Origin of the sequence: Crossiella sp. SN42 (assembly GCF_023897065.1) — a bacterium.
Lineage (GTDB): Bacteria > Actinomycetota > Actinomycetes > Mycobacteriales > Pseudonocardiaceae > Crossiella.
Genome location: NZ_JAMHIV010000017.1, coordinates 191,754 through 213,984, shown reverse-complemented (window position 1 = coordinate 213,984; position 22,231 = coordinate 191,754). Strand labels below are relative to the sequence as shown.

Annotated in this window: 23 protein-coding genes, 1 tRNA gene and 1 pseudogene; 8 read left to right on the top strand and 17 right to left on the bottom strand. The window is 70.2% G+C overall.

Annotation, left to right across the window (positions count from 1 at the left end; all coding sequences use genetic code 11):
- Positions 1–261: 261 nt before the first annotated feature.
- Positions 262–975 carry a leucine-rich repeat domain-containing protein gene (locus tag M8C13_RS21815; RefSeq protein ID WP_252482492.1) on the top strand — a complete coding sequence of 238 codons (714 nt, stop codon included), beginning with the start codon at positions 262–264 and terminating at the stop codon, positions 973–975.
- Between the two features lie 236 nt (positions 976–1,211).
- Here M8C13_RS21815 and M8C13_RS21810 read toward each other — a convergent pair whose 3' ends face one another.
- The 4 genes from M8C13_RS21810 to M8C13_RS21795 all read right to left on the bottom strand — a co-directional run bounded on the left by M8C13_RS21810 (position 1,212) and on the right by M8C13_RS21795 (position 3,828).
- Positions 1,212–2,081, bottom strand: coding sequence for a hypothetical protein (locus M8C13_RS21810; RefSeq protein ID WP_252482491.1), 870 nt, complete (start codon positions 2,079–2,081; stop codon positions 1,212–1,214).
- A gap of 84 nt (positions 2,082–2,165) precedes the next feature.
- Positions 2,166–2,609: an AbfB domain-containing protein gene (locus M8C13_RS21805; RefSeq protein WP_252482490.1), complete on the bottom strand. Its 444-nt coding sequence runs from the start codon at positions 2,607–2,609 to the stop codon at positions 2,166–2,168.
- Positions 2,606–3,142 (bottom strand): sugar-binding domain-containing protein, encoded by a 537-nt coding sequence (locus M8C13_RS21800; protein WP_308202838.1) that lies wholly within the window; start codon positions 3,140–3,142, stop codon positions 2,606–2,608. The genes M8C13_RS21805 and M8C13_RS21800 overlap by 4 nt, the downstream gene beginning before the upstream one ends.
- Before the next feature lie 188 nt (positions 3,143–3,330).
- Entirely contained in the window at positions 3,331–3,828 is a 498-nt protein-coding gene (locus M8C13_RS21795) for a M15 family metallopeptidase (protein WP_252482489.1), read from the bottom strand.
- A gap of 86 nt (positions 3,829–3,914) precedes the next feature.
- Between M8C13_RS21795 and M8C13_RS21790 the strand changes: the two genes are divergently transcribed.
- Positions 3,915–4,610 (top strand): response regulator transcription factor, encoded by a 696-nt coding sequence (locus M8C13_RS21790; RefSeq protein ID WP_252482488.1) that lies wholly within the window; start codon positions 3,915–3,917, stop codon positions 4,608–4,610.
- Positions 4,603–5,718 (top strand): HAMP domain-containing sensor histidine kinase, encoded by a 1,116-nt coding sequence (locus M8C13_RS21785; protein ID WP_252482487.1) that lies wholly within the window; start codon positions 4,603–4,605, stop codon positions 5,716–5,718. The genes M8C13_RS21790 and M8C13_RS21785 overlap by 8 nt, the downstream gene beginning before the upstream one ends.
- A 126-nt stretch (positions 5,719–5,844) precedes the next feature.
- Here M8C13_RS21785 and vanX read toward each other — a convergent pair whose 3' ends face one another.
- From vanX to M8C13_RS21745, 8 genes are all read right to left on the bottom strand, one after another.
- Complete coding sequence (gene vanX / locus M8C13_RS21780) at positions 5,845–6,453, bottom strand: D-Ala-D-Ala dipeptidase VanX (RefSeq protein WP_252482486.1); 609 nt, start codon at positions 6,451–6,453, stop codon at positions 5,845–5,847.
- Positions 6,450–7,481, bottom strand: a complete 1,032-nt coding sequence (vanA, locus tag M8C13_RS21775) for a D-alanine--(R)-lactate ligase (RefSeq protein ID WP_252482485.1) — start codon at positions 7,479–7,481, stop codon at positions 6,450–6,452. The genes vanX and vanA overlap by 4 nt, the downstream gene beginning before the upstream one ends.
- Entirely contained in the window at positions 7,478–8,521 is a 1,044-nt protein-coding gene (locus M8C13_RS21770) for a D-isomer specific 2-hydroxyacid dehydrogenase family protein (RefSeq protein WP_252482484.1), read from the bottom strand. The genes vanA and M8C13_RS21770 overlap by 4 nt, the downstream gene beginning before the upstream one ends.
- Before the next feature lie 456 nt (positions 8,522–8,977).
- Positions 8,978–9,050, bottom strand: a tRNA-Ala gene (locus M8C13_RS21765).
- A gap of 57 nt (positions 9,051–9,107) precedes the next feature.
- On the bottom strand, positions 9,108–9,866 hold the full coding sequence (gene glpR / locus M8C13_RS21760; RefSeq protein WP_252482483.1) for a gephyrin-like molybdotransferase receptor GlpR: 759 nt from the start codon (positions 9,864–9,866) through the stop codon (positions 9,108–9,110).
- 128 nt (positions 9,867–9,994) lie between these two features.
- Positions 9,995–10,681, bottom strand: a complete 687-nt coding sequence (locus M8C13_RS21755) for a GNAT family N-acetyltransferase (RefSeq protein ID WP_252482482.1) — start codon at positions 10,679–10,681, stop codon at positions 9,995–9,997.
- A 6-nt stretch (positions 10,682–10,687) separates the two neighbouring features.
- The gene (gene glp, locus M8C13_RS21750; protein WP_252482481.1) at positions 10,688–11,911 is read right to left on the bottom strand and encodes a gephyrin-like molybdotransferase Glp; all 1,224 of its coding nucleotides are present in this window, start codon (positions 11,909–11,911) and stop codon (positions 10,688–10,690) included.
- 5 nt (positions 11,912–11,916) lie between these two features.
- Positions 11,917–12,807, bottom strand: coding sequence for a UTP--glucose-1-phosphate uridylyltransferase (locus M8C13_RS21745; protein ID WP_252482480.1), 891 nt, complete (start codon positions 12,805–12,807; stop codon positions 11,917–11,919).
- 82 nt (positions 12,808–12,889) lie between these two features.
- Here M8C13_RS21745 and M8C13_RS21740 point away from each other — a divergent pair, with 82 nt between their 5' ends.
- From M8C13_RS21740 to mscL, 4 genes are all read left to right on the top strand, one after another.
- Entirely contained in the window at positions 12,890–13,477 is a 588-nt protein-coding gene (locus M8C13_RS21740; protein WP_252482479.1) for a 5-formyltetrahydrofolate cyclo-ligase, read from the top strand.
- Positions 13,478–13,576: 99 nt separating this feature from the next.
- Positions 13,577–13,885: an FmdB family zinc ribbon protein gene (locus M8C13_RS21735; protein WP_252482478.1), complete on the top strand. Its 309-nt coding sequence runs from the start codon at positions 13,577–13,579 to the stop codon at positions 13,883–13,885.
- Between the two features lie 87 nt (positions 13,886–13,972).
- A complete protein-coding gene (locus tag M8C13_RS21730) occupies positions 13,973–14,605 on the top strand; it encodes an SAF domain-containing protein (RefSeq protein WP_252482477.1) in 633 nt (210 codons plus the stop codon).
- Positions 14,605–15,006 (top strand): large-conductance mechanosensitive channel protein MscL, encoded by a 402-nt coding sequence (gene mscL, locus M8C13_RS21725; protein WP_252482476.1) that lies wholly within the window; start codon positions 14,605–14,607, stop codon positions 15,004–15,006. The genes M8C13_RS21730 and mscL overlap by 1 nt, the downstream gene beginning before the upstream one ends.
- 861 nt (positions 15,007–15,867) lie before the next feature.
- On the opposite strand, the pseudogene M8C13_RS21715 reads toward mscL, so the two are convergent.
- From M8C13_RS21715 to M8C13_RS21690, 5 genes and pseudogenes are all read right to left on the bottom strand, one after another.
- Positions 15,868–16,104 (bottom strand): annotated as a pseudogene (locus M8C13_RS21715) (hypothetical protein); the annotation flags it as partial.
- Between the two features lie 231 nt (positions 16,105–16,335).
- Positions 16,336–16,836 carry a molybdenum cofactor biosynthesis protein B gene (locus M8C13_RS21710; RefSeq protein ID WP_247762970.1) on the bottom strand — a complete coding sequence of 167 codons (501 nt, stop codon included), beginning with the start codon at positions 16,834–16,836 and terminating at the stop codon, positions 16,336–16,338.
- Between the two features lie 140 nt (positions 16,837–16,976).
- Positions 16,977–18,569 carry a S1C family serine protease gene (locus M8C13_RS45115; protein ID WP_305883981.1) on the bottom strand — a complete coding sequence of 531 codons (1,593 nt, stop codon included), beginning with the start codon at positions 18,567–18,569 and terminating at the stop codon, positions 16,977–16,979.
- Between the two features lie 80 nt (positions 18,570–18,649).
- The gene (gene galT, locus M8C13_RS21695) at positions 18,650–19,738 is read right to left on the bottom strand and encodes a galactose-1-phosphate uridylyltransferase (protein ID WP_252482475.1); all 1,089 of its coding nucleotides are present in this window, start codon (positions 19,736–19,738) and stop codon (positions 18,650–18,652) included.
- Positions 19,735–20,538, bottom strand: coding sequence for a DeoR/GlpR family DNA-binding transcription regulator (locus M8C13_RS21690; RefSeq protein ID WP_252482474.1), 804 nt, complete (start codon positions 20,536–20,538; stop codon positions 19,735–19,737). Before M8C13_RS21690 ends, galT begins: the two co-directional genes overlap by 4 nt.
- A gap of 394 nt (positions 20,539–20,932) precedes the next feature.
- Here M8C13_RS21690 and M8C13_RS21685 point away from each other — a divergent pair, with 394 nt between their 5' ends.
- Positions 20,933–22,231 carry an ABC transporter substrate-binding protein gene (locus tag M8C13_RS21685; protein ID WP_252482473.1) on the top strand — a complete coding sequence of 433 codons (1,299 nt, stop codon included), beginning with the start codon at positions 20,933–20,935 and terminating at the stop codon, positions 22,229–22,231.

Here is a 22,231-nt window from a genome sequence, read left to right as displayed (position 1 = left end):
GGAGGCCAAGGGGCGTTTCGAGTGGCAACCGAGGGAGTCGAACCCTGTGCGGCTTATGAAGGCGGCACTCATGACCGGCCCTAACCCTTCGGCGGGCGACGGTTGCCTTGCTGTTCTGCTGTGTACAACGGTGTAGACGCACCAGGTATTCGCCGCTTACGCGGTTTTCGGTGGTGACCTCTGCCACTTCGCGCGGAGGAGCCTACCAACCAGTACTACCCGCGTTCCCACGGGGTCGAACTTTTCGATTATCAAGAACCTGTGATCCTCAACCTGGGCCACCGCGAGCTCACCGCGGTCCCTCCGCTGCCCCCGGCCCTCACCGAGCTCTACCTGCACGAGAACGCCCTGGAACACATCCCGGACACCCTGGGCGAGCAGTCCGCCCTGCGCATCCTGGACCTGGGTCACAACCGGCTCCGCGCCCTGCCGGCCACCCTCGGCAAGTTGTCGAACCTGGAGTTCCTCTACGCCAGCGACGGCCGGCTGACCGAGATCCCCGACTCCCTCGGCGACCTCACCAACCTCCGCTACCTGAACCTGACGCACCAACAGCTCACCCGGTTCCCGGACACCCTGGGCAACCTCGCCAACCTGGTCGAGCTCCGCCTGTACAACAACCGCGCCGCCACCCTGCCGCCGTCCTTCGCCAACCTCCACGCCCTGCGCGAGCTCCACCTCGACAACAACCGCCTCACCGAGCTCCCCGCACTGCCCGGCCTCACCGACCTGCACACCCTGGTGCTGCGCAACAACAACCTCGGCGCCTTCCCCGCCGACCTGCTGACCCTGCCCCGCCTCCGCCACCTCGACCTGCGCGCCAACGGCATCCGCACCCTCCCCGCGGAACTCCCACCGCCCCCGGCCCTGGAGAAACTCGACCTGCGCTGGAATCCGCTGGGCGCCGAGCCGTCGTGGATCGCGGAGTTGGAGGCGCGGGGCTGCCTGGTCTACCGGTCCGGCGCGGCCGACTGAGGTTCCCGCTGGTCAACCCACACGATTGGGTGTCGTTTCCCGGAAGAACCGGTCTACAGCACACTTCCTGCCCTCGACCACCGGCTAGAGTGCCGCTTTGGCCCGCGCACAGGAGCTGGCCCAGACGCAGGAGGCAACACCGTGGTTCTCCACACCGGTGGCGAGAACGGCGACGAGTAAGACGCCACCCCACGCCTTCGCCTAGCCCGCTCCCGGCCCAGCCGGAGCGGGCTTCGCTACTTCTTCAGCTCCAGCTGCACGCCGACCCTGCGGCTCACCGGCATCCGCTGCACGTCCACGGTGATCTGGGTGCGCTCGCCCTGCTCGTCCACGTCCACGGTGGCCACCCCGTCGCCGATGCGGAACCCGATCGGCTCCCAGTAGACCTTCGCGCCCAGCGGCAGGATCACCCGGTACACCGCCCGCTCGACCGGGTTGCCGAACCGGAAGGTGAAGTCGTCCGGGCTGCGCCGGATGGTCAGCGGAACGCTCTTGCCCGGCCAGAACCACTCCATCCGCAGCCGGACGTCGGTGCCCACCGCGGCCGGCGTGGTGAAGTGCGACATCACGCTGATCCGCCCGTCCGGCATCCAGTCCTTGGTCACCTTGAACCGGGTCCCCGGCCGCCCGTCCACCGCCACGCTGCGCACGTTGACCGAGACCTTGCGCTGGTAGCGCTTGGGCTGCGGCCATCCCGCCCCGAACCGCAGTCGGAGGAACCGCGCGTCCTGCCCCTCGATCACCGCGTGGATCACGATGAACTCGCGGGTGTCGCCGTTGCCCTCGATGTAGGCGGTCTGCTCCCAGCTGAGCACCCGGAAGTTGCGGGTGTGCTGCTCCCACAGCGCGTCGCCGTAGGCCCGGACCAGGTGTTTCTGCTCTTCCAGCTCGCCGGCCAGCCGCCGCCGGTCACTGGTCAGCGCCACCATCAGCGCCAGCACCACCAAGATCGTGGCGATCATGACCCCGGCGCGCACCGCGGTGTTGCCGAAGAGCACCCCGAGCACCGCGCCGAAGGACATCAGCCCCAGCGCGGCCCGCACGATGCCGCGCGCGCCTTCGTCGACGAGGAAGCCGTCCAGCCAGTCCATGAACTTCGGAAACACGACCGCCCTCTCCCCGACCCGGCATCGAGCCAGTGTGACGGAAGCGCACGGCGGAACCGGCGAAAAGCACCTGGTCGGCGCAGTTCACCCGGCCCAGGGCGAGGCCAGGCGCCAGGTGCTGTCCCGGTTGAACAGTCCGGGGTTGTTGCCGGGCACGGCGTCGCCGCTGTTGTCCGCCAACCAGATCAGCGCCCCGTAGCGCCGCAGGAACCGCCCCGGCCGGTCCCACGACTCGAACGACACCCCGCCCCCGGCCAGCCCCGGCCGCGCGCACCAGGTCACCGCACCCCGGAACCCCGCTGACCCGTCATCCCCTTCCCGGTGCACCCGATCCCCGCGGTGCCGCAGGAACTCGCCGGGGAAGTTCACCGACTCCAGCGACCGGCACGCCGGATCCGCCAGCCCCGGGGCCACCCGCCAGGTGGCGTCCGCCTTGAGACCCGGATCCCCTTCTCCGGTAATGACATCCGTCCGCGCCACACCTCCGGCGTGCCGCAGGTACCGGTCGCGCAACCCCTCCGTGGTCACCTGCAACTACACCGTTCCCACCGGCAGGTCCATCGCGCAGAACACCGGTTTTCGCTCAACAGAGCCAGATTCGCCGCTCGGACCCGCTCCCCTGGCCCCACGTAGATGTGGTCGTCCACAAGATTCCCGCCACAGCAAGGGGAGCCGGAGTTCCCGGTCACCCGCCAGCCTGGCCAGCCGCGCCGAGTCGTACCCCCCAGCTCTCGTTGAACACCACCCACTGCAGGATCGAGGTGCGTTATGTCCAATGTGGACACATGAGCCTCGGCCACCGGCTCCAGCCACACCGTCTGCCAGATCCCGGATGCCGCCGTGTAGTACACCCCGCCCGGGTTGCGACTCTGCTTCCCCACCGGAATCCCGGTCGCGTCTGAGGGATCGAACGCCCCCACCACCACCTCGTTGCCGCCCGCCCGCAACAACCCGTTGATGTCAAAGGAAAACCCGGTGTACCCGCCCGTGTGCGCACCGGCCCTGACCCCGCTGACCCACACCTCGGCCCGCCAGTCCACCGCGCCGAAGTGCAACTGCACCCGCCAGCGTTGTCAGGACCACACCCAACACCAACACCGCACGCCGCATCCGCGCCTCCAGCCCAGAGACCACAAGAGCGCTCTCACAAGCGAACAAACCCCCACAAGAACCACCAGACTGAACCGGCCCGAACCGGTGGCCGACCCCGGACACACCCGACCCGGCCGGGATCCGCCGCGCGGGCCGGTCACCGCCGCATCCTGGGATCGTGCGAAGGGTCGGCATACATGGGCGGGCAGCCGCCAGCGACGGCTTCCGGGCGCAGCTCGAAGTGCCAGGGTTCGTTGCGGTAGATCTGGCACAGCCCGTACCCGGCGCCGTGCTCGGACAGCCACGCCCTGGCCGCGGGCGGCCCGATGTCCACCGCGTCCCCCGACACGTGCGCGGACGTCTCGGGCGTGGCCACCCATCGAGCGGCCTCCTCCGCCGAGCCGTACTTCACCACCGCCTTGCGCAGCAGTTCCTCCTGGTACTCCGGGGAACGCCAGCCACCGTTGACGAAGATCGTGATCCCGTCGGCCGCGGCATCGGTCGCGGCCCGGCGCAGGGCGGCGAGCAGCTCGGGATCGAGGTTGGCCACGGCGGGCACCTCGTCGGCAAAAACCGGCACCGGGTCGGGGACAGCGCCGTGTGCCTTGCCGAGGACCCGCGGCAGGACTGTTCGTGCTGGTTCGCGGTAAGTCATGCCGCCAATCAACTTCGCGGCGCGTTGCCAGCGCGTACGCGGTTTTTGATATGCCGGCGATATGCGCGGGCTCGTAGCTTCGGAGCATGCGCGTGTTGATCGTCGAGGACGAGCCCTACATGGCAGAGGCCATCCGCGACGGACTGCGTCACGAGGCGATCGCGGGTGACATCGCCGGTGACGGCGACACCGCGCTGGAACTGTTGCGCCTCAACACTTATGACATCGCCGTCCTCGACCGCGACATTCCGGGGCCCTCCGGTGACGAGATCGCCGAACGCATCATCGCCTCCGGCAGCGGCATGCCGATCCTGATGCTCACCGCCGCCGACCGGATCGATGACAAGGCCTCCGGGTTCGAGCTCGGTGCCGACGACTACCTCACCAAGCCCTTCGAGCTGCGCGAGCTCGTGCTCCGCCTGCGCGCCCTCGACCGCAGGCGGGCGCGTTTCCGGCCGCCGGTGCGGGAGATCGCCGGTCTGCGGCTGGACCCGTTCCGCCGCGAGGTCTACCGGGACGGCCGGTACGTCGGGCTGACCAGGAAGCAGTTCGCCGTGCTCGAGGTCCTGGTCGCGGCCGAGGGCGGGGTGGTCAGCGCCGAGGAATTGCTGGAGCGGGCCTGGGACGAGAACGCCGACCCGTTCACCAACGCCGTGCGGATCACCGTCTCGGCCCTGCGCAAGCGGCTCGGCGAGCCCTGGATCATCGCCACCGTGCCCGGAGTCGGCTACCGCATCGACACTCACCCAGACACCGAACGCACGGGAGCAGACCGTGGATAGAACGCCGGGGTTGAGCGTCCGCCTCAAACTCACCCTCAGCTACGCCGGGTTCCTCATGTTCGCCGGCGCCCTGCTGCTCGCGGCCGTGTGGGTGTTCCTGCTGCGTTACGTGCCCGAGGTGATCCGGCTGCCGGAGATTCCCAGGGGGCCTGGCCCGGGGCCGGGGGGAATGGGGCCGCACATCCCCGACCGCGCCGCCCTCCAGCGCGCCTTCGCCCCGAAGGCGGAGGCGGCGATGGCGTTCCTGCTGGTGTTCGGCCTGCTCGGCGGCTGGTTCCTGGCCGGCCACATGCTCGCCCCGCTGACCCGGATCACCAATGCCACCCGCCTGGCCTCGACCGGATCACTGTCCCACCGGATTCAGCTGGAGGGCCGCAACGACGAGTTCCGCGAGCTCGCCGACGCCTTCGACACCATGCTGGCCCGGCTGGAAGCACAGGTCGCCGAACAGCAGCGGTTCGCCGCCAACGCCTCCCACGAGCTGCGCACCCCGCTGGCGATCACGCAGACCCTGCTCGACGTGGCCCGCAACGATCCGAGCCCGGACACCAGAGAGCTCATCGAGCGCCTGCACTTCGTCAACACCAGGGCGATCGACCTCACCGAAGCGCTGCTCATGCTCAGCCGCGCCGACCGGCGGTCCTTCACCAAGGAGGTCGTCGACCTGTCCCTGGTCGCGGAGGAAGCCACCGAAACGCTGCTCCCGCTCGCGGAGAAACGCGGCCTCACCATCGAGACCTCCGGCGACATCGCCCCCACCAGCGGCTCACTCGCGCTGCTGCTGCAGCTGACCACGAACCTGGTGCACAACGCGATCGTGCACAACCTGCCCGACCAGGGCACCGTGTGGGTCAGCACCAGCGCCGACCCCAAAACCGTGGCGCTCACCGTGGAGAACACCGGCCCGAAACTGGCCCCCCAACTGGTGTCCACGCTGGTCGAGCCGTTCCAGCGCGGCACCCAGCGCATCCGCGCCGACCACGCCGGAGTCGGCCTCGGCCTGGCGATCGTCAAGAGCATCACCCAGGCGCACGACGGAGCCCTGACCCTCACCCCCCGCCCCGAGGGTGGGCTCCGCGTCACGGTGCGGCTACCCGCCCAGGGCTGACGTCTTGGAGGTCGCGGGGCCCACGTAGGCCGCGCCCGCCGGGTCCGCGGCCCAGCTCGTTGACGGCCGCGGCGTCGGTGACGTGGGCCGGCCGTATCCGCATGCCGTCTCCTGTGCGCGACTCGGCTAGACGATGGGAAAGTCGAAATAGGTGTCCGGAAAAGGCTCGTCCTCCAGCGAGTAGTGCCACCACTCGCACTCGTACGAGCTGAACCCGCACGCCTCCATGATGGAACGAAGGCATTGCCGGTTCTTCGCTTCGGCCGGACTGACTCCCGGCGCGCCATGGTGCGAGATCGGATCCATCAGGTCATGCCCACCACCCATGGCGGCGAGTTCACCGGTGTCCAGGTGGTAGAGCGTCAGGTCGACCGTGCTTCCCCGGCTGTGCCCCGACTTCGCGGCCACGTATCCCTTTTTGAACATCTCGCCTCGCTCGATGTTCGGATAGTGCCGCAGCTTCGTCCGCCCGTCCTCCGGCTGCTGCGACCAGCGCAGAAAGCAGTCCACGGCCCGTTGCGGGCGGTAGCCGTCCCACAGGAGCAGGCCGAAGCCGTGGGAGGCGGCCTTCTCCTGCGCGCTCTCCAGGGCCGCGCACAGCGCCCTGGTGCCGACAATGCGATTGGCCGTGTAGCCGTCGACGGGTTTGCCGGTGAAGTTGTCCCAGGTGGCGTACTTGGCGTCCCAGCGAATTCCGGGCACCAACTCGTCCACGAACACGAAGCCGTCTTTCACTGCACCTTCCCGGTCAAGGTCACCGACACCATCCGGTCGATCATCTCGCCGAACGGCAGTCCGGCGGCCGCCATCATCCGCGGATAACGGCTGTAGGAGGTCAGTCCGGGGAAGGTGTTGACCTCGTTGAGGACCACCGTCCCGTCCGGCTTCAGGAACATGTCCACCCGCGACAGTCCCCGGCAGCCCAGGGCCCGGTAGATGTCCTTCGCCGTCTCCTGAACGAGCAACCGGGTCTCCGCCGGAAGGTCCGCGGGCACGGTGATCGTCGAGTTCTCGGACCCGCTTTCCGGATCCACCTCCTGATGGATCTTGAAAAAGCCATGGGTCAGCGAGATCTGGTCAACCTCGCCGACGATCAGGTCCAGCTCGTTGCCCAGGATGGCGCAGCCGACCTCACTGCCCACGACGGCCTCTTCGATCAGCACCTTCGAGTCGTACTTCCGCGCGGTCTCCACCGCACTCAGCATTTCTTCCTTGCTGGACACCTTGCTGACGCCAAAAGACGACCCCGAGCGCGCCGGCTTGACGAAGACGGGATAGCTGATCCGGTCCGGGTCAATGCTTTCGTCCGCCCCGAGAATCCGGAAGTACGGTGTCGGGATGCCCGCGTTCCTGGCCACGAGGTAGGCGAGGGACTTGTCCATGCACAGCGCGGAGGCTTGGATGTCGCAGCCGACGTAGGGGATGCCGGAGAGCTCCAGCAGACCCTGCATCGCACCGTCCTCGCCGAGCTTGCCGTGCAGCACCGGCAGCACGAGGTCCAGCCTGATCGAGTCGAACCGCCCCTCCTCCAGCACGACCAGGCCGTGGACGCTGCGGTCCGGCGACAGCATGACCGGACGGCTGTCGGCGCTGTCCCAGCCTTCGCCAGGCCCGTCGCAGAGCTGCCAGTCCCCGCTCTGCGTGATCCCGATCCAGAACGGTTCGTACTTGTCGGTGTCGAGGTGCTTGGCAACCTCTTGCGCAGACTTGACGGAAACGGGATGTTCTTCGGAACTTCCCCCGAAAATAATTCCGATCTTCATATCCAGTGCCGCTTTCTGCTCTCGAAGTTCACACAGTTGACAATTGAGTTCTCAACGGTGTCGCCCAGCGCGTGGTCCGTGTAGTAGGCGGTGTGCGGACTGATGATCACATTGGGCAGTTCCTGCAACCGCACCAACAGATCGCTTTCCACGGGCTTGTCCCGGTGATCCGCGTAGAAGATTCCGTCCTCCCCTTCGAGGACGTCCAGCGCCGCACCGCCCAACTGACCGCTTTCCAACGCGGCAAGGAGGGCCTCGGTGTCCAGCAGCGAGCCGCGCCCAGTGTTGACGACATAGGCGCCGCGCTTCATCGCCCCGATACGCCGGCGATTGAGGAGGTGGTGGGTCTCAGCGGTGAGTGGCGTGTGCAGCGTCACCAGGTCGCTCTGCCGCAACAGCTCGTCAAGAGGAACGTAATCGGCATCGGTATTGGGACGACTGTCGCAGGCCACCATGCGGCAGCCAAAGCCCCGCAGCCGGTCCATCACCGCCGCACCAATACGCCCGGTGCCGACAATCCCCACCGTCAGGTCGCGCAACTCTTTCCCGCGCACATCGTTCAGCCGGTAGTCATGGACATCGGCCCGCCTGATGATGGACTTGGCATGCCGGACCGCCATCAGCATCAACATCACCGTGTAGTCGGCCACGCTGTCCGGCGAGTAGGAGACGTTCTCCACGGAGATGCCAATGGTCTCCGCGTACTTCACGTTGATGTGGTTGTACCCGATGCTCCTGGTGGAGATGTACTCCACACCCGCCTGGCTGAGCGCGAGCAGGGTGTCATCGGTGATCTGAGTCTTATGACCCACGCTGATGCAGCGGTTCCCATAAGCCAGCGCGATGGTGGCTTCGGACACCGCGTCCTCGGTGATGGTCAGCCGCACCCCGAAGCGAGGCGCCAGCTCCCGGAACAGGGCGGCCTCATCCGGCCCGCACCCGTAGACCGTGATGCCCGCGCCAGGGACGGCGGAGAAGGACCCGGCCGCCAGCGATCGGGGGCGGCGGGCCGCTGTTCGCGCCGGTTCGCGGTAGGACATGCCCACAGTCAAGGCCGAGCGGTGTTGCCAGCCCGTATGCGGTTTTCGATACGCCAACGATATGTTACCGACCGGTAGCACATCGGTCGGCGTGCAAGCGAGCGCGATGCCCTAACCGACAAGGCACCATTCACCACAACAAACCCAGCAATCAGCGAAAGAGCAACCAGCCCTTTTTATTTTCGGCCATGCACAAAATCTAATCAACAGCCTCGGCGGCGGCACGGAGGAGAGCGACTCCGACTGAGGGCCAGCCGGCGGTCAACGCATGGGCGCGGCAGCCGAGCGCCCTAGCCCCTGGATATGCCGGCCGCTGCCCCGGCAGCGCTGGGCGGCGCGGACGTTGCTGATCCGCTGTGGTCCCGCGTCCACACGCTTCGCGGCTGCTGTGCTTCGCTGCCGTACAGACACAGAAGAGGCCGTCCACAATCTACTGTGGACGGCCTCTGTGCACTGTGGAGCTGAGGGGAATCGAACCCCTGACCTTCTCGATGCGAACGAGACGCGCTACCAACTGCGCTACAGCCCCTCATCCGTGCTCGCAGAGCATAGCAGTCGATCTGGAGGGGGCTGCGCAGCGGGGGGTCTACTCGCCCGCGGCGCGTCGGTAGGACACCGGTCCGGGCGGGTCGAGCTCGTCGAAGGAGGGGTCCTCGTCGTCGATCTCCACCATGACCGTGCCGGGCCGGGAGGTGCAGCTGGTCTTGGGCGTGGGCTTCACGCCGGCCGTGGGCTTGGGCGTGGCGTACTCGGACTCGGTCTCGGCGTCCTGGTCGTGGTCCTCGTCCTCGGCCACCGCGCGCCTGCCGCCGAGCCGGGCGAGGCGGCGTTCGCGCACCTCGGCCTCGATCCGGACCTGCCTGCGCAGGTACGTGAGATAGCCCACAAGGAACAGGTCGATGGCGCCGTGGCCCCACCACAGCATCGGCCAGACGAACCCGGCGGCGAGGCCGGTGCCCAGCGCGAGCACCAGCATGGCGAGCACCACGCGCTGCCGGAAGGCGTACTTGGCCTCGGCGACCAGGGCCGCCTGTTCCGGGTCGAAACCGCCTCTACCTGGGCGGTAGCGGCGCGGCGCGGCTTCTTCGCCGTCGAGTGGGGTGAACTTGGCCCGGCGTGGGCGTTCCGGCGCTGCCTCGACGGGATCGTCGTGGTGGCCGTCCTCGGGTTCTGGCATGGCGAGCACCTCTTCCACCGTGCCCGTCGAACCGCCGCGGCGCACGACCCTGGCGGCCAGCGCCGAGTCGGCGGTGCGGGCCACCGGGCCCCTGCGACGGGCGACCATGGGCACGAGGACGATCAGCCAAGCGGCTGCGAGCGCCGCGAAAATCAGTGAACTTGGCATCCCGCGCCACCTCCCCCGCGGTCCGAGCGGCCATTACCTCCTGCCACGCTAGTCACAGCAGTCACATCCGTGTCGGAGGCACGCCGACTTAGTGGCTTTAGTCAAGCTGTGTCTGTCCCCCGTTGGGGTTAACGACCGCCGCCGGACAGGCGTGCGCCGGGCGGCCAGGCCAGTCCTTCGTGCACAAGGTGGTTGACCAGCCCGCCGGGCGTGTCCTCGGTAGTCAGGGCCAGGCAGAGGTGGTCCCGCCAGGATCCGGCCACGTCCAGGTAGCGGCGGTACACGCCCTCCTGGCGGAAGCCGAGCTTGGCCAGCACCCGCAGGCTGGCGGTGTTCTCCGGCCGCACGGTGGCCTCGATCCGGTGCAGCCCGGCCGGGCCGAAGGCGTGATCCACGACCAGCGCGGCGGCCGCGGTGGCGATCCCGCCCCTGGTCAGCGAGCTGCTCACCCAGTAGCCGAGCCAGGCCGAGCGGAGCGCGCCGCGGACCACGTTGCCGATGGTGATCTGCCCGGCGAACTGGTCGTTCACCGTGATCACGAACGGCAGCGCCTGGCCCCGCCGCCCGAGCGCGCGCAGCGCGTACCACTGGGCGGGCCAGGCGAAGGCGGCGTTGCGGTCGGACCAGTCGCCGAAGGCGCTGGGTTCCCAGTCCTCCAGGTGCGGGCGGTCGCGCAGCCGGATCGAGCTCCACACTCCCGCGTCCCGCAGCCGGGGCGGGCGCAGCGCCACGTGCCCGGCCGGGGTCACGATCGGGCCCAGGCGCGCCGGCCAGCCGGGATGCCTGCCGTGCTCGGCCGGCTCTGGCCCGGTCATCGCCGGCTACCCGCGCTGCGCGAGGAAGCTCACCCGGACCGGCTCGCCGATCGGCACGTCCGCGGTGTCCTCGTCGATGACGATCAGGCAGTTCGCCTCGGCCAGGGAGGACAGCAGGTGCGCGCCCGCGGTGCCCAGCGGCTGCACCAGGTAGTCGTCGGTCTCGGTGTCCCGCAGCAGGGTGCCGCGCAGGTAGCCGCGGCGGCCCTTGGTGGAGCTGACCGGCGAGACCAGCCGGGCGGTGACGGTGCGCCGGTGCGGGTTGTTCTTGCCCAGCGAGGCCCTGATCAGCGGCCGGACCAGCACCTCGAAGACGACCAGCGCGCTGACCGGGTTGCCGGGCAGCAGGAAGGTGGGCACCGCGTCCGGGCCGAGCCGCCCGAAGCCCTGCACCGAGCCGGGGTGCATGGCGACCCTGGAGGTGTCCAGGTCGCCGAGGTCGGCCAGGGTCGCGCAGATCTCGGTGCCCGCCGAGCCGCCGACCGCGCCCGCGACCACCACGATCTCGGAGAGCAGCAGCCTGCCCTCGATCACCTCGCGCAGCCTGCGCAGGTCGCTGGAGACGATGCCGACCCTGCTGACCTCGGCGCCGGCGTCCCTGGCCGCCGCGGCCAGCGCGTAGGAGTTGACGTCGTAGACCTGGCCGGGGCCCGGCGAGCGGTCCACGTCGACGAGCTCGTCGCCGATGGACACGATGGACACCCTGGGCCGGGGGTGCACCAGCACTTTGTCCTTGCCGACCGCGGCCAGCAGCCCGACCTGGGCGGCGCCGATGGCCGCCCCGCGCCGGACCGCGACGTCGCCGGTCTGCACGTCCTCGCCGGTGCGCCGCACGTAGGCGGCCGAGGGCACCGGCTGCTGCACGGACACCCGCGCGAGGTGGCCGTCGGTGTAGCCCAGCGGCACCACCGCGTCGGCCAGGGTGGGCAGCGGGGCGCCGGTGGCCACCCGCACCGCCTGACCGGGCTGGAGCCTGCTGGGCTGCCGGGAGCCGGCCGCGATCTCGCCGACCACCGGCAGCACCACCGGTTCGGTGGCCGCGCCCTGGACGTCCACGCTGCGTACCGCGTAGCCGTCCACGGCGGCCTGGTCAAAGCCGGGCAGCGCCCGCTCGGCGACGACCTCCTCGGCGCAGAGCAAGCCCTGCGCCTCGGAGATGGCCACCCGCACCGGTGACGGTTGCACCGCGGCGGCGAGGACGCGGGCGAGCTGCTCGTCTACTGACCTCATGACATTTAGGATGCGGCAACCCGAGCCTGAAGCCACTGCAACAGGCCGGGGCCGTACTCCGGATCTTTGAGAGCGAAATCGACGGCAGCCCGCAGGAAGCCGCCGGGGTTGCCCAGGTCATGCCTGCCGCCGCGGTGCACCACCACGTGCACCGGGTGGCCCTCGGCGATGAGCAGCGCGATCGCGTCGGTGAGCTGCAGCTCGCCGCCGGCGCCGGGGGTGATCCGCTTCAGCGCGTCGAAGATCGCCCGATCGAGCAGGTAGCGACCGGCCGCGGCGAAGGTGGACGGGGCGTCCTCGGCCTTCGGCTTCTCGACCATGCCGCGGACCTGCTTGACGTCGTCCTCGTCGGTGTCGGCCACGTCGAAGACGCCGTAGGCGGAGATCTCCGCGCGCGGGATGTCGAAGGCGCACAGCACGCTGCCGCCGTGGCGGGCGCGCACCTCGGCCATGGTCTTCAGTACGCCGGTGGGCAGCACCAGGTCATCCGGCAGCAGCACGGCGACCGCGTCGTCGGAGCCGTCCAGGTTGCCCTCGGCGCAGCCGACCGCGTGCCCGAGGCCCTTGGCCTCCTCCTGGATCGCGGTCTCGACCTTGATCAGTTCGTGGGCCCTGCGGACCTTGGCGAGCAGGGCGTCCTTGCCCCTGGCGGCCAGGGTGGCCTCCAGCTCCGGCTGGGACTCGAAGTGCTTGACCACGGCGTCCTTGCCGGGCGAGGTGACGATCACCAGCCGGGTGGCGCCGGCCTCGGCGGCCTCGGCGGCCACCATTTCGATGCCGGGAGTGTCCACCACCGGCAGCAGTTCCTTGGGAACCGTCTTGGTGGTCGGCAGGAATCGGGTGCCCAGCCCCGCGGCAGGCACGATGGCGGTACGGAAGGCGCTCGACGAGCTCATGGGAAGCGAGCCTAACGGGGGCCGGAAATCACGTTTCGTGACGCCTCAAATACGGGGTGGCCCGCGGCTATTGTCAGCGGCTGTGAGCACGGTGACCTCGAAGAACGACTGGCGCGCCCGGCTGGCGGCGGCCCGGCGGGCGGTGCCCGCGCCGGTCAGGGCGGCCGAGGCAGCGGCGCTGACCACGGCCGCGCTGGCCTGGGCGGCGGCGCTGGACGGGCCGGTCGCCGCTTACGTTCCGGTCGGCGCGGAACCGGGTTCGCCCGCCATGGTCGACGCGCTGCGCGCGAGCGGGGTCCGGGTGCTGCTGCCGGTGGTCACCGGGGCCGCGCCGCTGGACTGGGCCGAGTACACCGGGCCGGACTCGCTGTCCCCCGCCCGCTTCGGACTGCTGGAACCGAACGGGCCCCGGCTGGGCGCGGCCGCGCTGGCCGGGGTGGCCGGGCTGCTGGTGCCCGCGCTCGCGGTGGACCGGGCCGGGACCAGGCTCGGGCGGGGGGCCGGACACTACGATCGGTCGTTGCCGCTGGTCAGGGCCGGGGTACCGGTGGTGGCGGTGGTGCGGGACGAGGAGCTGGTGGCCGCGCTGCCCGCCGAGCCGCACGACGTGCGGATGACCGGCGCGCTGACCCCGGGTGGCGGACTGGTGGTATTACCCGAACGGGTGTGAGCGACGCCTGTTTGCGCTCGCCCCCTCGGCTGGCGCATCATGTTTGTTGGCACTCTCACAAGCTGAGTGCTAGCCGGAGTTGTTCGCGGAGGGACTGTCGTGCCGACCTACCAGTACGCATGCACCGAGTGCGGGCACCGCTTCGAGGCGGTGCAGGCCTTCACCGACGCATCCCTCACCGAGTGCCCCAGCTGCACCGGCAAGCTGCGCAAGCTCTTCGGCGCGGTCGGCATCGTGTTCAAGGGCAGCGGTTTCTACCGCACCGACAGCCGCAGCGGCAGTGGCTCGTCCACGGTGGCCGCCACGCCGGCGAAGTCGGAGTCGAGCAGCTCCCCGGCCAAGACCGAGTCGAGCAGCGCGGCATCTTCCTCCACCAGCACCACCTCCACAAGCTCCGCCGCCAGCTGACCCCGGAGTTATCCACAGCAACCGGGTTGTCCACAGCTCCCCCGGCGGCCACCCCCACCCCGCTCCCAGGAGCCCTAACGTCGAGCCATGCCCCTCGACCGCACCCCCTGGGACCGACTCCGCGCCCTGCTGACCCGCCTGCCGTGGACCAGGCCACCGGCTCTGCGCAAGCTGGCCGCCGCCTGCCTCACCCTGCTGGCCCTGGCCCTGCTGCTGCGCCCAGGCAGTCCAGGCCCGCGCACCACATCGGTCCTGCTCGCCGCCAAGGACCTCTCCCCCGGCACCCAGCTGACCCCGGCTGACCTCCGCCAGTCCCAGCACCCGGCCGACGCGGTCCCCGACGGCGCCCTCACCGAGCCCGCCGCCGCCCAGGGCCGCCTGCTGGCCCGCGCCGCCCGCCGCGGCGAACCGCTCACCGACCTGAGCCTCACCGGCCCGCACCTGACCGCCGTGGCCGCGGGCAAGGACGCCACCGCGGTCCCGGTCCGCCTGTCCGACCCCGCCGTCACCGAGCTGCTCACCCCTGGCGCCAAGGTGGACGTCTTCTCCGCCGACCCACCCGAGTTACTCACCGAGGCCGCCACCGTCCTGACCGTGCTCAGCCCCAAGGCCGAGGGCGCCGACGGCCATCGGATGGCCCTGATCGCGGTACCCAGGCAGGACGCGGCCAAGGTGGCCACCTCGTCACTCACCCGATCGGTGGCGATTACGCTGCGCTAATGCTCAAGGGTTTCAAGGACTTCCTGATGCGCGGCAACGTGGTCGAGCTGGCCGTGGCCGTGGTCATCGGCACCGCCTTCACCGCCATCGTCACCGCCGTCACCAAGAGCCTCATCCTGCCCCTGGTGAACTCCATCGGCGGCTCGGACCCGGCCAAGGGCCTGGGCTTCCACATCCGCTCCGGCAAGGAGGCCACGTTCGTCGACCTCGGCTCGGTGATCAACGCCGCGATCAACTTCGTCATCGTGGCCGCCGTCGTCTACTTCCTCCTGGTCCTGCCCATGCAGAAGATCCAGGAACGCCGCAAGCGCGGCCAGGAGGCAGGCCCCGCCGAGCCCACCGACGTCGAACTGCTCACCGAGATCCGCGACCTGCTCCGCAACCAGAACAAGACTCCCTGACCACCTCCCCCTGCCCGGTCCTGGCCACCCCAGCCCCCGGCCAGGACCGGCACCCACCCCCACCATCCGGCCGCCAAGCCACCACCCGGCTATCGGCAGCCACCCCTTCGCCGACCAACTGCCCACCTACCACCCCGCCGCCGGGCCGACCACCAATCCCGCCGACCAGCTGCCCAGCCACCACCCGCCGCCCGGCCAGCCAGTCACGGCACTGCCCGCCACCGCGCCGAGCCCCAGACTGCAACCCCAGCCGCACCGCCCGGTCAACCCGGTGCGGTGATCGACCACCCGCGCCCCGAGCTCAACCGCCCGTCTCGCGGCCCACCACGATCGAGCACCGGCCAAGCCCAGTCCCAGCCGCCAAGCCCCCGCCAAGCCACCAGCCCCGCCCACCCACTCACCGCCGAGCCACCAGCTCCGCTTGACCACTCACCGCCGAGCCACCGGCTCCGCTTGACCACTCACCGCCGAGCCACCAGCCCCGCCCACCCACTCACCGCCGAGCCACCGGCTCCGCTTGACCACTCACCGCCGAGCCACCAGCCCCGCCCACCCACTCACCGCCGGGTCCCAGCCCCGCGTGTCCCATTCACCGCACCGCCCCGCCCTGAGCGGCTTGCCGGGGAAGTCGCCCTTCCAGAACGGCATCCGCGCGGGCTGGCCGGGCCTGGTCTTCTTCGCCTGGGGCCTGTGCGTGGCGGTGGCCGATGTGCTGCTCGCGCCGAGGCTGGCCGCCCGGCTCGGCGAGCGCCGGGCCACCGTGCTCGCGGTGCTGGCCTACGCGGCGCTGCTGGCGCTGATGCTGGTGCCGGACAAGCCGGTGCTGGTAGTCGCGGTGATCCTCAGCGGTGTCGTCTCCGGCGCCGGGGTGACGATCACCCGGTCGTGCGTGATGTCCTGGCCCCGCCAGGCGGAGGTGCCGAGCGGGAAGGTGTCGCCGACCCGCGATCCCGAGCCCTCGGCGCCGGCCGGGGTCATCGCGGTGAACAGGCCGCGGTCGGGGATGGTGCCGCCGGAGGTGACCGCGAGCCGCTGCGCGCCGGGGCGGGCGCGGAGCTCGCCGAAGTCCTCGCTGGGGTGGCGCCCGGCGAGCATGTCCCCGCACAACAGAACGGCCAGCCCAACAGCTGTGGGCTGGCCGAGCTCCCCCGCTTACCGGTGTCCCGGGTCAGCGGTCGTGGTGTGGTGGGCGGTTCTCCAGGAACCAGTCGTCGTCGCGGGGGTTGGGGCGGTGGTGGTCGCGTTCGTCGGCGGTGGTGTCCGGGAGGACCTCACCGAAGACTTCCGCGAGGTCGGGGCGGGGGCGTTCCGCCTCGGGCTCCGGGGTGGTCAGCTCTCCTCCAGGCCGCTGATCTGCTCGATCACGAACTGGACCAGCGGGGTGAGGGTGGCCATGCCGTCGCGGACGGCGGAGCGGGAGCCTGCCAGGTTGACCACCAGGGTGCTGCCGGAGACGCCGACCACGCCGCGGGAGATGCCCGCGTCGGTGGCGCCGGCGGCCAGGCCGGAGGCGCGGAGGGCCTCGGCGATGCCCGGGATCGGCCGGTCCAGCAGGCCGAGGGTGGCGTCCGGGGTGACGTCGCGGGGTGAGACGCCGGTGCCGCCGACGGTGACCACCAGGTCGACGCCGCCGATGACCGCGGTGTTGAGCGCGTTGCGGATGTCGGTGACCTCACCGGCCACCGCCACCGTGCCGTCGACGATGAAACCGGCCTCTTCGAGCAGTTCGCCCACCAGCGGACCGGTGGTGTCGTCGTGCTCCCCCTGTGCCACCCGGTCGTCCACAAGCACGACCAATGCCCGTCCCAGGCGCTGCGCGGTGCGTTCCATGCCGATCACGTTAGCTGGCTCTCCTCGCCGGGTGTTGATGGATGTGCGTGCGCGGCGCCGAAGTTCCGCGAGAGGGGCTTCGCGGGACTTCGGCGCCGCGGATCGGCCCGGTCGGGTGGCTGTGACCGGGGGTCTTGGGGTCAGCGACCGCCGTTGTCGAGGGTCTGGCTGCCCAGGGTCGCCTCGACCACGCGGTCACCGCCGCCGGTGTTGATGGTCAGCTTGACCTTGGTGCCGGGGGCGTAGGAGCGGACCGCGGCGATCAGCGAGTCGGCGTCGCTGATCCGGCGGTTGTCGATCTTGGTGATCACGTCGCCGACCTTGATCCCGGCCTGGTCGGCCGCGCCGCCGGGGGTGACCTGGGAGACCGTGGCGCCCGCGACCTGCTGCTGTTGCTGCTGCTGGCCACCGCCGGGCTGCTGCTGGCCGAGGCCGACGCCGAGCAGCGAGTGGGTGGCCTTGCCGTTCTTGATCAGCTCGTCCGCGATCCGGCGGGCCTGGTCCACCGGGATGGCGAAGCCGAGGCCGATCGAGCCGCCCTGCTGCTGCGAGCCGGTGGCGGTGCGGATGGCCGAGTTGATGCCGATGACCTTGCCCTGCATGTCCACCAGCGCGCCGCCGGAGTTGCCGGGGTTGATCGCGGCGTCGGTCTGCACCGCGTCCATCACGGTGCTCTGGTCCGGGGTGTCGCCGGTGCGCACCGGGCGCTGCAGCGCGCTGACGATGCCGCTGGTGACGGTGCTGGACAGGCCGAACGGCGCGCCGATGGCGACCACCTGCTGGCCGACCCGCAGGTCGTCGGAGCGGCCGAGCTCGGCGGCGGTCAGGCCGGAGACGCCGTCGGCCTTGAGCACGGCCAGGTCGGAGGTGGCGTCCCTGCCGACGATCTTGGCCGTCGCGGTCCGGCCGTCGTTGAACTGCACGGTGATCTGGCCGCCGTTGGCCGCGGCCTCGACCACGTGGTTGTTGGTCAGGATCATGCCGTCACTGCTGAGCACGACGCCCGAGCCGGAGCCCGCGCCGCCGGGCGCGATGACCTTGATCTGCACCACGCTCGGCAGCACCTTCTGCGCCACCTGCTCGATCGAGCCCTGCGGCGCCGGGCTGTTGATGTCCCTGGCCGGCGGACGGGGGTCGTTGAGCGAGTTGCTGGAGGACGGGGCCGAGGAACCCGCGAGGTTGTACGCGACCGCGCCGCCGATGCCGCCGCCGATCGCGCCGCCGAGCAGCACCAGCGCGAGCGCGCCGGCGACGAGCTTGCCGCGCCCGCCCGCCTTGCGCTGCGGCTGCACGGTCTGCACCGGGACGCCGAGGGGGTTGGTCAGGGGGGCGCCGTAGTCGGGGCCGCCGGGCGGCGGGTAGCCGCCGGGGGTGTGGCCGCCGAGGTTCGGCTGGGGGCCGGTGCCGGGCTGGCCGCCGAAGCCGGAGCCGGGCTGGTGACCGGGCGCGCCGCCGGAACCCGGCTGGGTGCCGAAACCGAGGTGGCCGCCCGAGCTGGGCTGGCTGCCGGAAGTGGGCTGCGCGCCGGAGCTGGGCTGGCCGCCCGGGGTCGGCTGCGCGTCGGAGTCGGACTGGGCTGCCGAGGGGGCCTCGCCGAAACCGGAGTCCAGGCCGCGCTGCTGCTGGGGGGCCCATGGCGAGTCCGGGGTGTGCTCCGCGGGGGTGGTGCCCTCGGCTGACTGCTGCGGGCGCTCTGGCTTGGGGCCCGGAGCGCCGGGGGTGTTCTCGGTCATGGCACTTACTGTGGGGCCCGGACCTGAGAACGTGCTGAGACCCAGCTTTGGCTCTCTTGTGTTTCCGCCCTGAGTTCCTCTCAGGTTCCGGCGGCGCGCAGGCGTTCGGCGATCTGTTCCGGGGTGGCGTCGTTGATCCACACCGCCATGCCGGACTCCGAACCCGCCAGGTACTTCAGCTTGTCCGCGGTCCGCAGCACCGAGAACACCTGCAGGTGCAGCCAGGACAGCTCCCTCGGCGCGTGCACCGGGGCCTGGTTCCAGGCCGCGATGTAGGGCAGGGGGCGGTCGTAGAGGCGGTCCAGGCGGCGCAGGACGTCCAGGTACAGGGTGGCGAAGTCGTCGCGTTCGGGCTCGGTCAGGTCCGGGATGTCGGCTGCCTGGCGGCGCGGGGCCAGGATGACCTCGACCGGCCAGCGGGCGGCAGGCGGGACCAGGGCGACCCAGTGTTCGCTGGTGGCCACCACGCGGGTCTGCTGGGCCAGTTCGGCCTCGATCAGGTCGCCGAGGACGTGGGTTCCGTGCTCTTCGCGGTAGGCCTTGGCGGTGGCCAGCATGCGCTCGGTGCGCGGGGTGACGAACGGGTAGGCGTAGATCTGCCCGTGCGGGTGGTGCAGGGTGACGCCGATCTCCTCGCCGCGGTTCTCGAAGCAGAACACCTGCTCGACCCCGGCCAGCGCGCCCAGCTCGGCGCTGCGGTCGGCCCAGGCGTCCACCACGGTGCGCACCCTGGCCGGGGTGAGCGCGGCGAAGGCCGAGTTGTGGTCGGAGGTGAAGCAGACCACCTCGCAGCGGCCGGTGCCCGGACGGCGCTCCGCCATCGGCACACCGTCCACAATGGACGGCACGTCCGGCACGTGCTGGGACAGCGACGGGAAGCGGTTCTCGAACACCGCGACGTCGTAACTGGACTCCGGGATCTCGGTCGGGCGGCCCGGCGTGGTCGGACACAGTGGACAGAGGTCGGCCGGTGGCTTGTAGGTGCGGGTCTGCCGGTGCGAGGCCATGGCCACCCACTCGCCGGTGAGCGGGTCCCGGCGGATCTCCGAGCTGGGCTTCTGCTCCGGCAGGTCCCTGGTGTCCACCGCGGTGCGCGCGGGGGCCTCCGGGGAGTCGTCGAAGTAGATGATCTCGCGGCCGTCGGCCAGCTTGGCCGTGGTGCGCCTCACGCCAGCTCCTCGTCCCCGGACCGGGCGGACACCGGCGCCAGCACCAGCTCGCCCACCTGCTCGGCCAGCACCTGCCGGGCCTCCGCGCCCAGTCCCTCGTCAGTGATCAGCACATCCGCCTCGTCAAGGCCGGCGATCGTGGAGATGCCCACCGTTCCCCATTTGGTGTTGTCCGCGAGCACGACCAGCCTGCTGGCCGCGTCGACCAGCGCTCGGTCGGTCTCGCTCTCGTTCAGGTTCGGCGTGGTGAACCCGGCCTGCGGGGCCATCCCGTGCACGCCCAGGTAGACCACGTCCAGGTGCAGCGCGCGCAGCGCCTGCACGGCCACCGGGCCGACCAGCGCGTCCGAGGGCGTGCGCACCCCGCCGGTGAGCACCACGGTCCGGTCGGTGCGCCCGCGCTGCTGCAGCACGTCGGCCACCCGGATCGAGTTGGTCACCACGGTCAGGTCCGGCACGTCGTCCAGGAACCGGGCCATGGTCCAGGTGGTGGTGCCCGCGGACAGGCCGATCGCGGTGCCCGGCCGGACCATGCCGGCGGCCAGCGCGGCGATCGACTCCTTCTCCGGCAGCTGGCGCACCGACTTGGCCTCGAACCCGGGCTCATCGGTACTGCGCCCGGCCACCGAGGTGGCGCCGCCGTAGACCTTCTCCACCAGACCCGTGCGGGCCAGCACGTCCAGGTCCCTGCGGACCGTCATGTCCGAGACCCCGAGCCGGGTGACCAGGTCGGAGACCCGGACCGCGCCGGTGCGGCGGATCTCCTCCAGGATCACCGCCTGCCGCTGCCGAGCGAGCACCTCTACCCCACTTCCCGCGCCGCGGCGACACCGCCCGCCGGGGCGTCGCGATGGTTGATCGCGACCAGTCACGATACGGGCTCGCCCGGTCGCGACCCGTGCCGACGCACCACCCCGAACCGGCTCGTGACCTGAGTGACGGGTGGGCGACTGGCGGCGTCCAGGGTGGCCTACGAGAACCGCACACGTCAAACACAGTCGAACATCGGAGGTTGTTGATACCTGTTTGAGTCGTTCACCTATCTGAACCCGCTAACGAACCGGCATCTTCTTGCTCCACTTGGCCTGATGCGGGGCTTCTCGGCCTTGACAGCGGCCTGTGGCGGCTACCACATTGTGCGCAACTTTGTTGGAAATAGTTCGATACATCTCGGTAGCCGCGACAGGAGTCACCATGGCCAACTCACCGTTACCGCCCAACCCGCTGCTCGGCCGTCGCACCGTGCTCAAGGGCCTGCTCGGCGCGTCCGCGCTGGCCGCCGTGCCCGGCCTGGCCGCCTGCGGTTCCGGGGGGTCCGCCGGTGACGGCAAGACCGTGTCCTTCGGCTCCAACTACTCCGACGCCGTGCCGCGCGAGGGCATCGCCGCGGTGATGGAGACCTTCAAGCAGCAGAACGGCCTCGAGGTCAAGATCAACACGAAGGACCACGAGACCTACCAGCAGCAGATCAACAACTACCTGCAGGGCAGGCCGGATGACGTCTGGTCCTGGTTCGCCGGCTACCGGATGCGCTTCTTCGCGAGCAAGAACCTGGCCGGGGACCTGTCCGACCTCTGGCAGACCATTGGCGACAACTTCACCCCGGCGCAGAAGGAAGCGGCCACCGGCAGTGACGGCAAGCAGTACTTCGTGCCGTTCTACTCCTACCCGTGGGCGGTGTTCTACCGGCCGAGCATTTGGCAGCAGCGCGGGTACCAGGTGCCCAAGACCTTCGACGAGCTGATCGCGCTCGGCGGCAAGATGAAGAGCGACGGCCTGGCGCCGATGGCGGTGGGGCAGAAGAACGGCTGGCCGCAGCTGGGCACCTTCGACCAGCTGAACCTGCGCACCAACGGCTACGAGTTCCACGTCAGCCTGATGGCCGGCAAGGAGGACTGGCAGGGCAAAAAGGTCCGCGACGTCTTCGACAACTGGAAGCGGATGTTGCCGCTGTACCAGGAGAACCCGCTGGGCCGGGAGTGGCAGGAGGCCGCGCAGACCATCCAGCAGGGCAAGGGCGGCATGATGATCGTCGGCGCCCAGCAGATCGGTCAGCAGATGAAGAACGAGCTGAACGACCTGGACTTCTTCGCCTTCCCGGAGATCAACCCGACCTTCGGCACGGACACCGTCGAGGCCCCGATCGACGGGTTCATGCTGGCCAAGAAGCCCGGCAACGAGGAAGGCGCGCGCAAGCTGCTGACCTACCTGGCCGGACCGGCCGCGCAGCTGGCCTACCTCAAGACCGACCCGGTGACCATCGCGGCCAGCGGCAAGGCCGACACCAGCGGCTACAACGAGCTGCAGAAGAAGTGCGTGAAGTTCGTCGCCGAGGCCAAGCACATCACCCAGTTCCTGGACCGCGACACCGACCCGCGCTTCGCCAACGACGCGGCCATCAACGGGATCAACGCCTTCCTCACCAACCCCAATGACGTGGACTCGGTGCTCAAGGGCATGGCCGACCAGGCCAAGAACATCTTCACGGGCTGA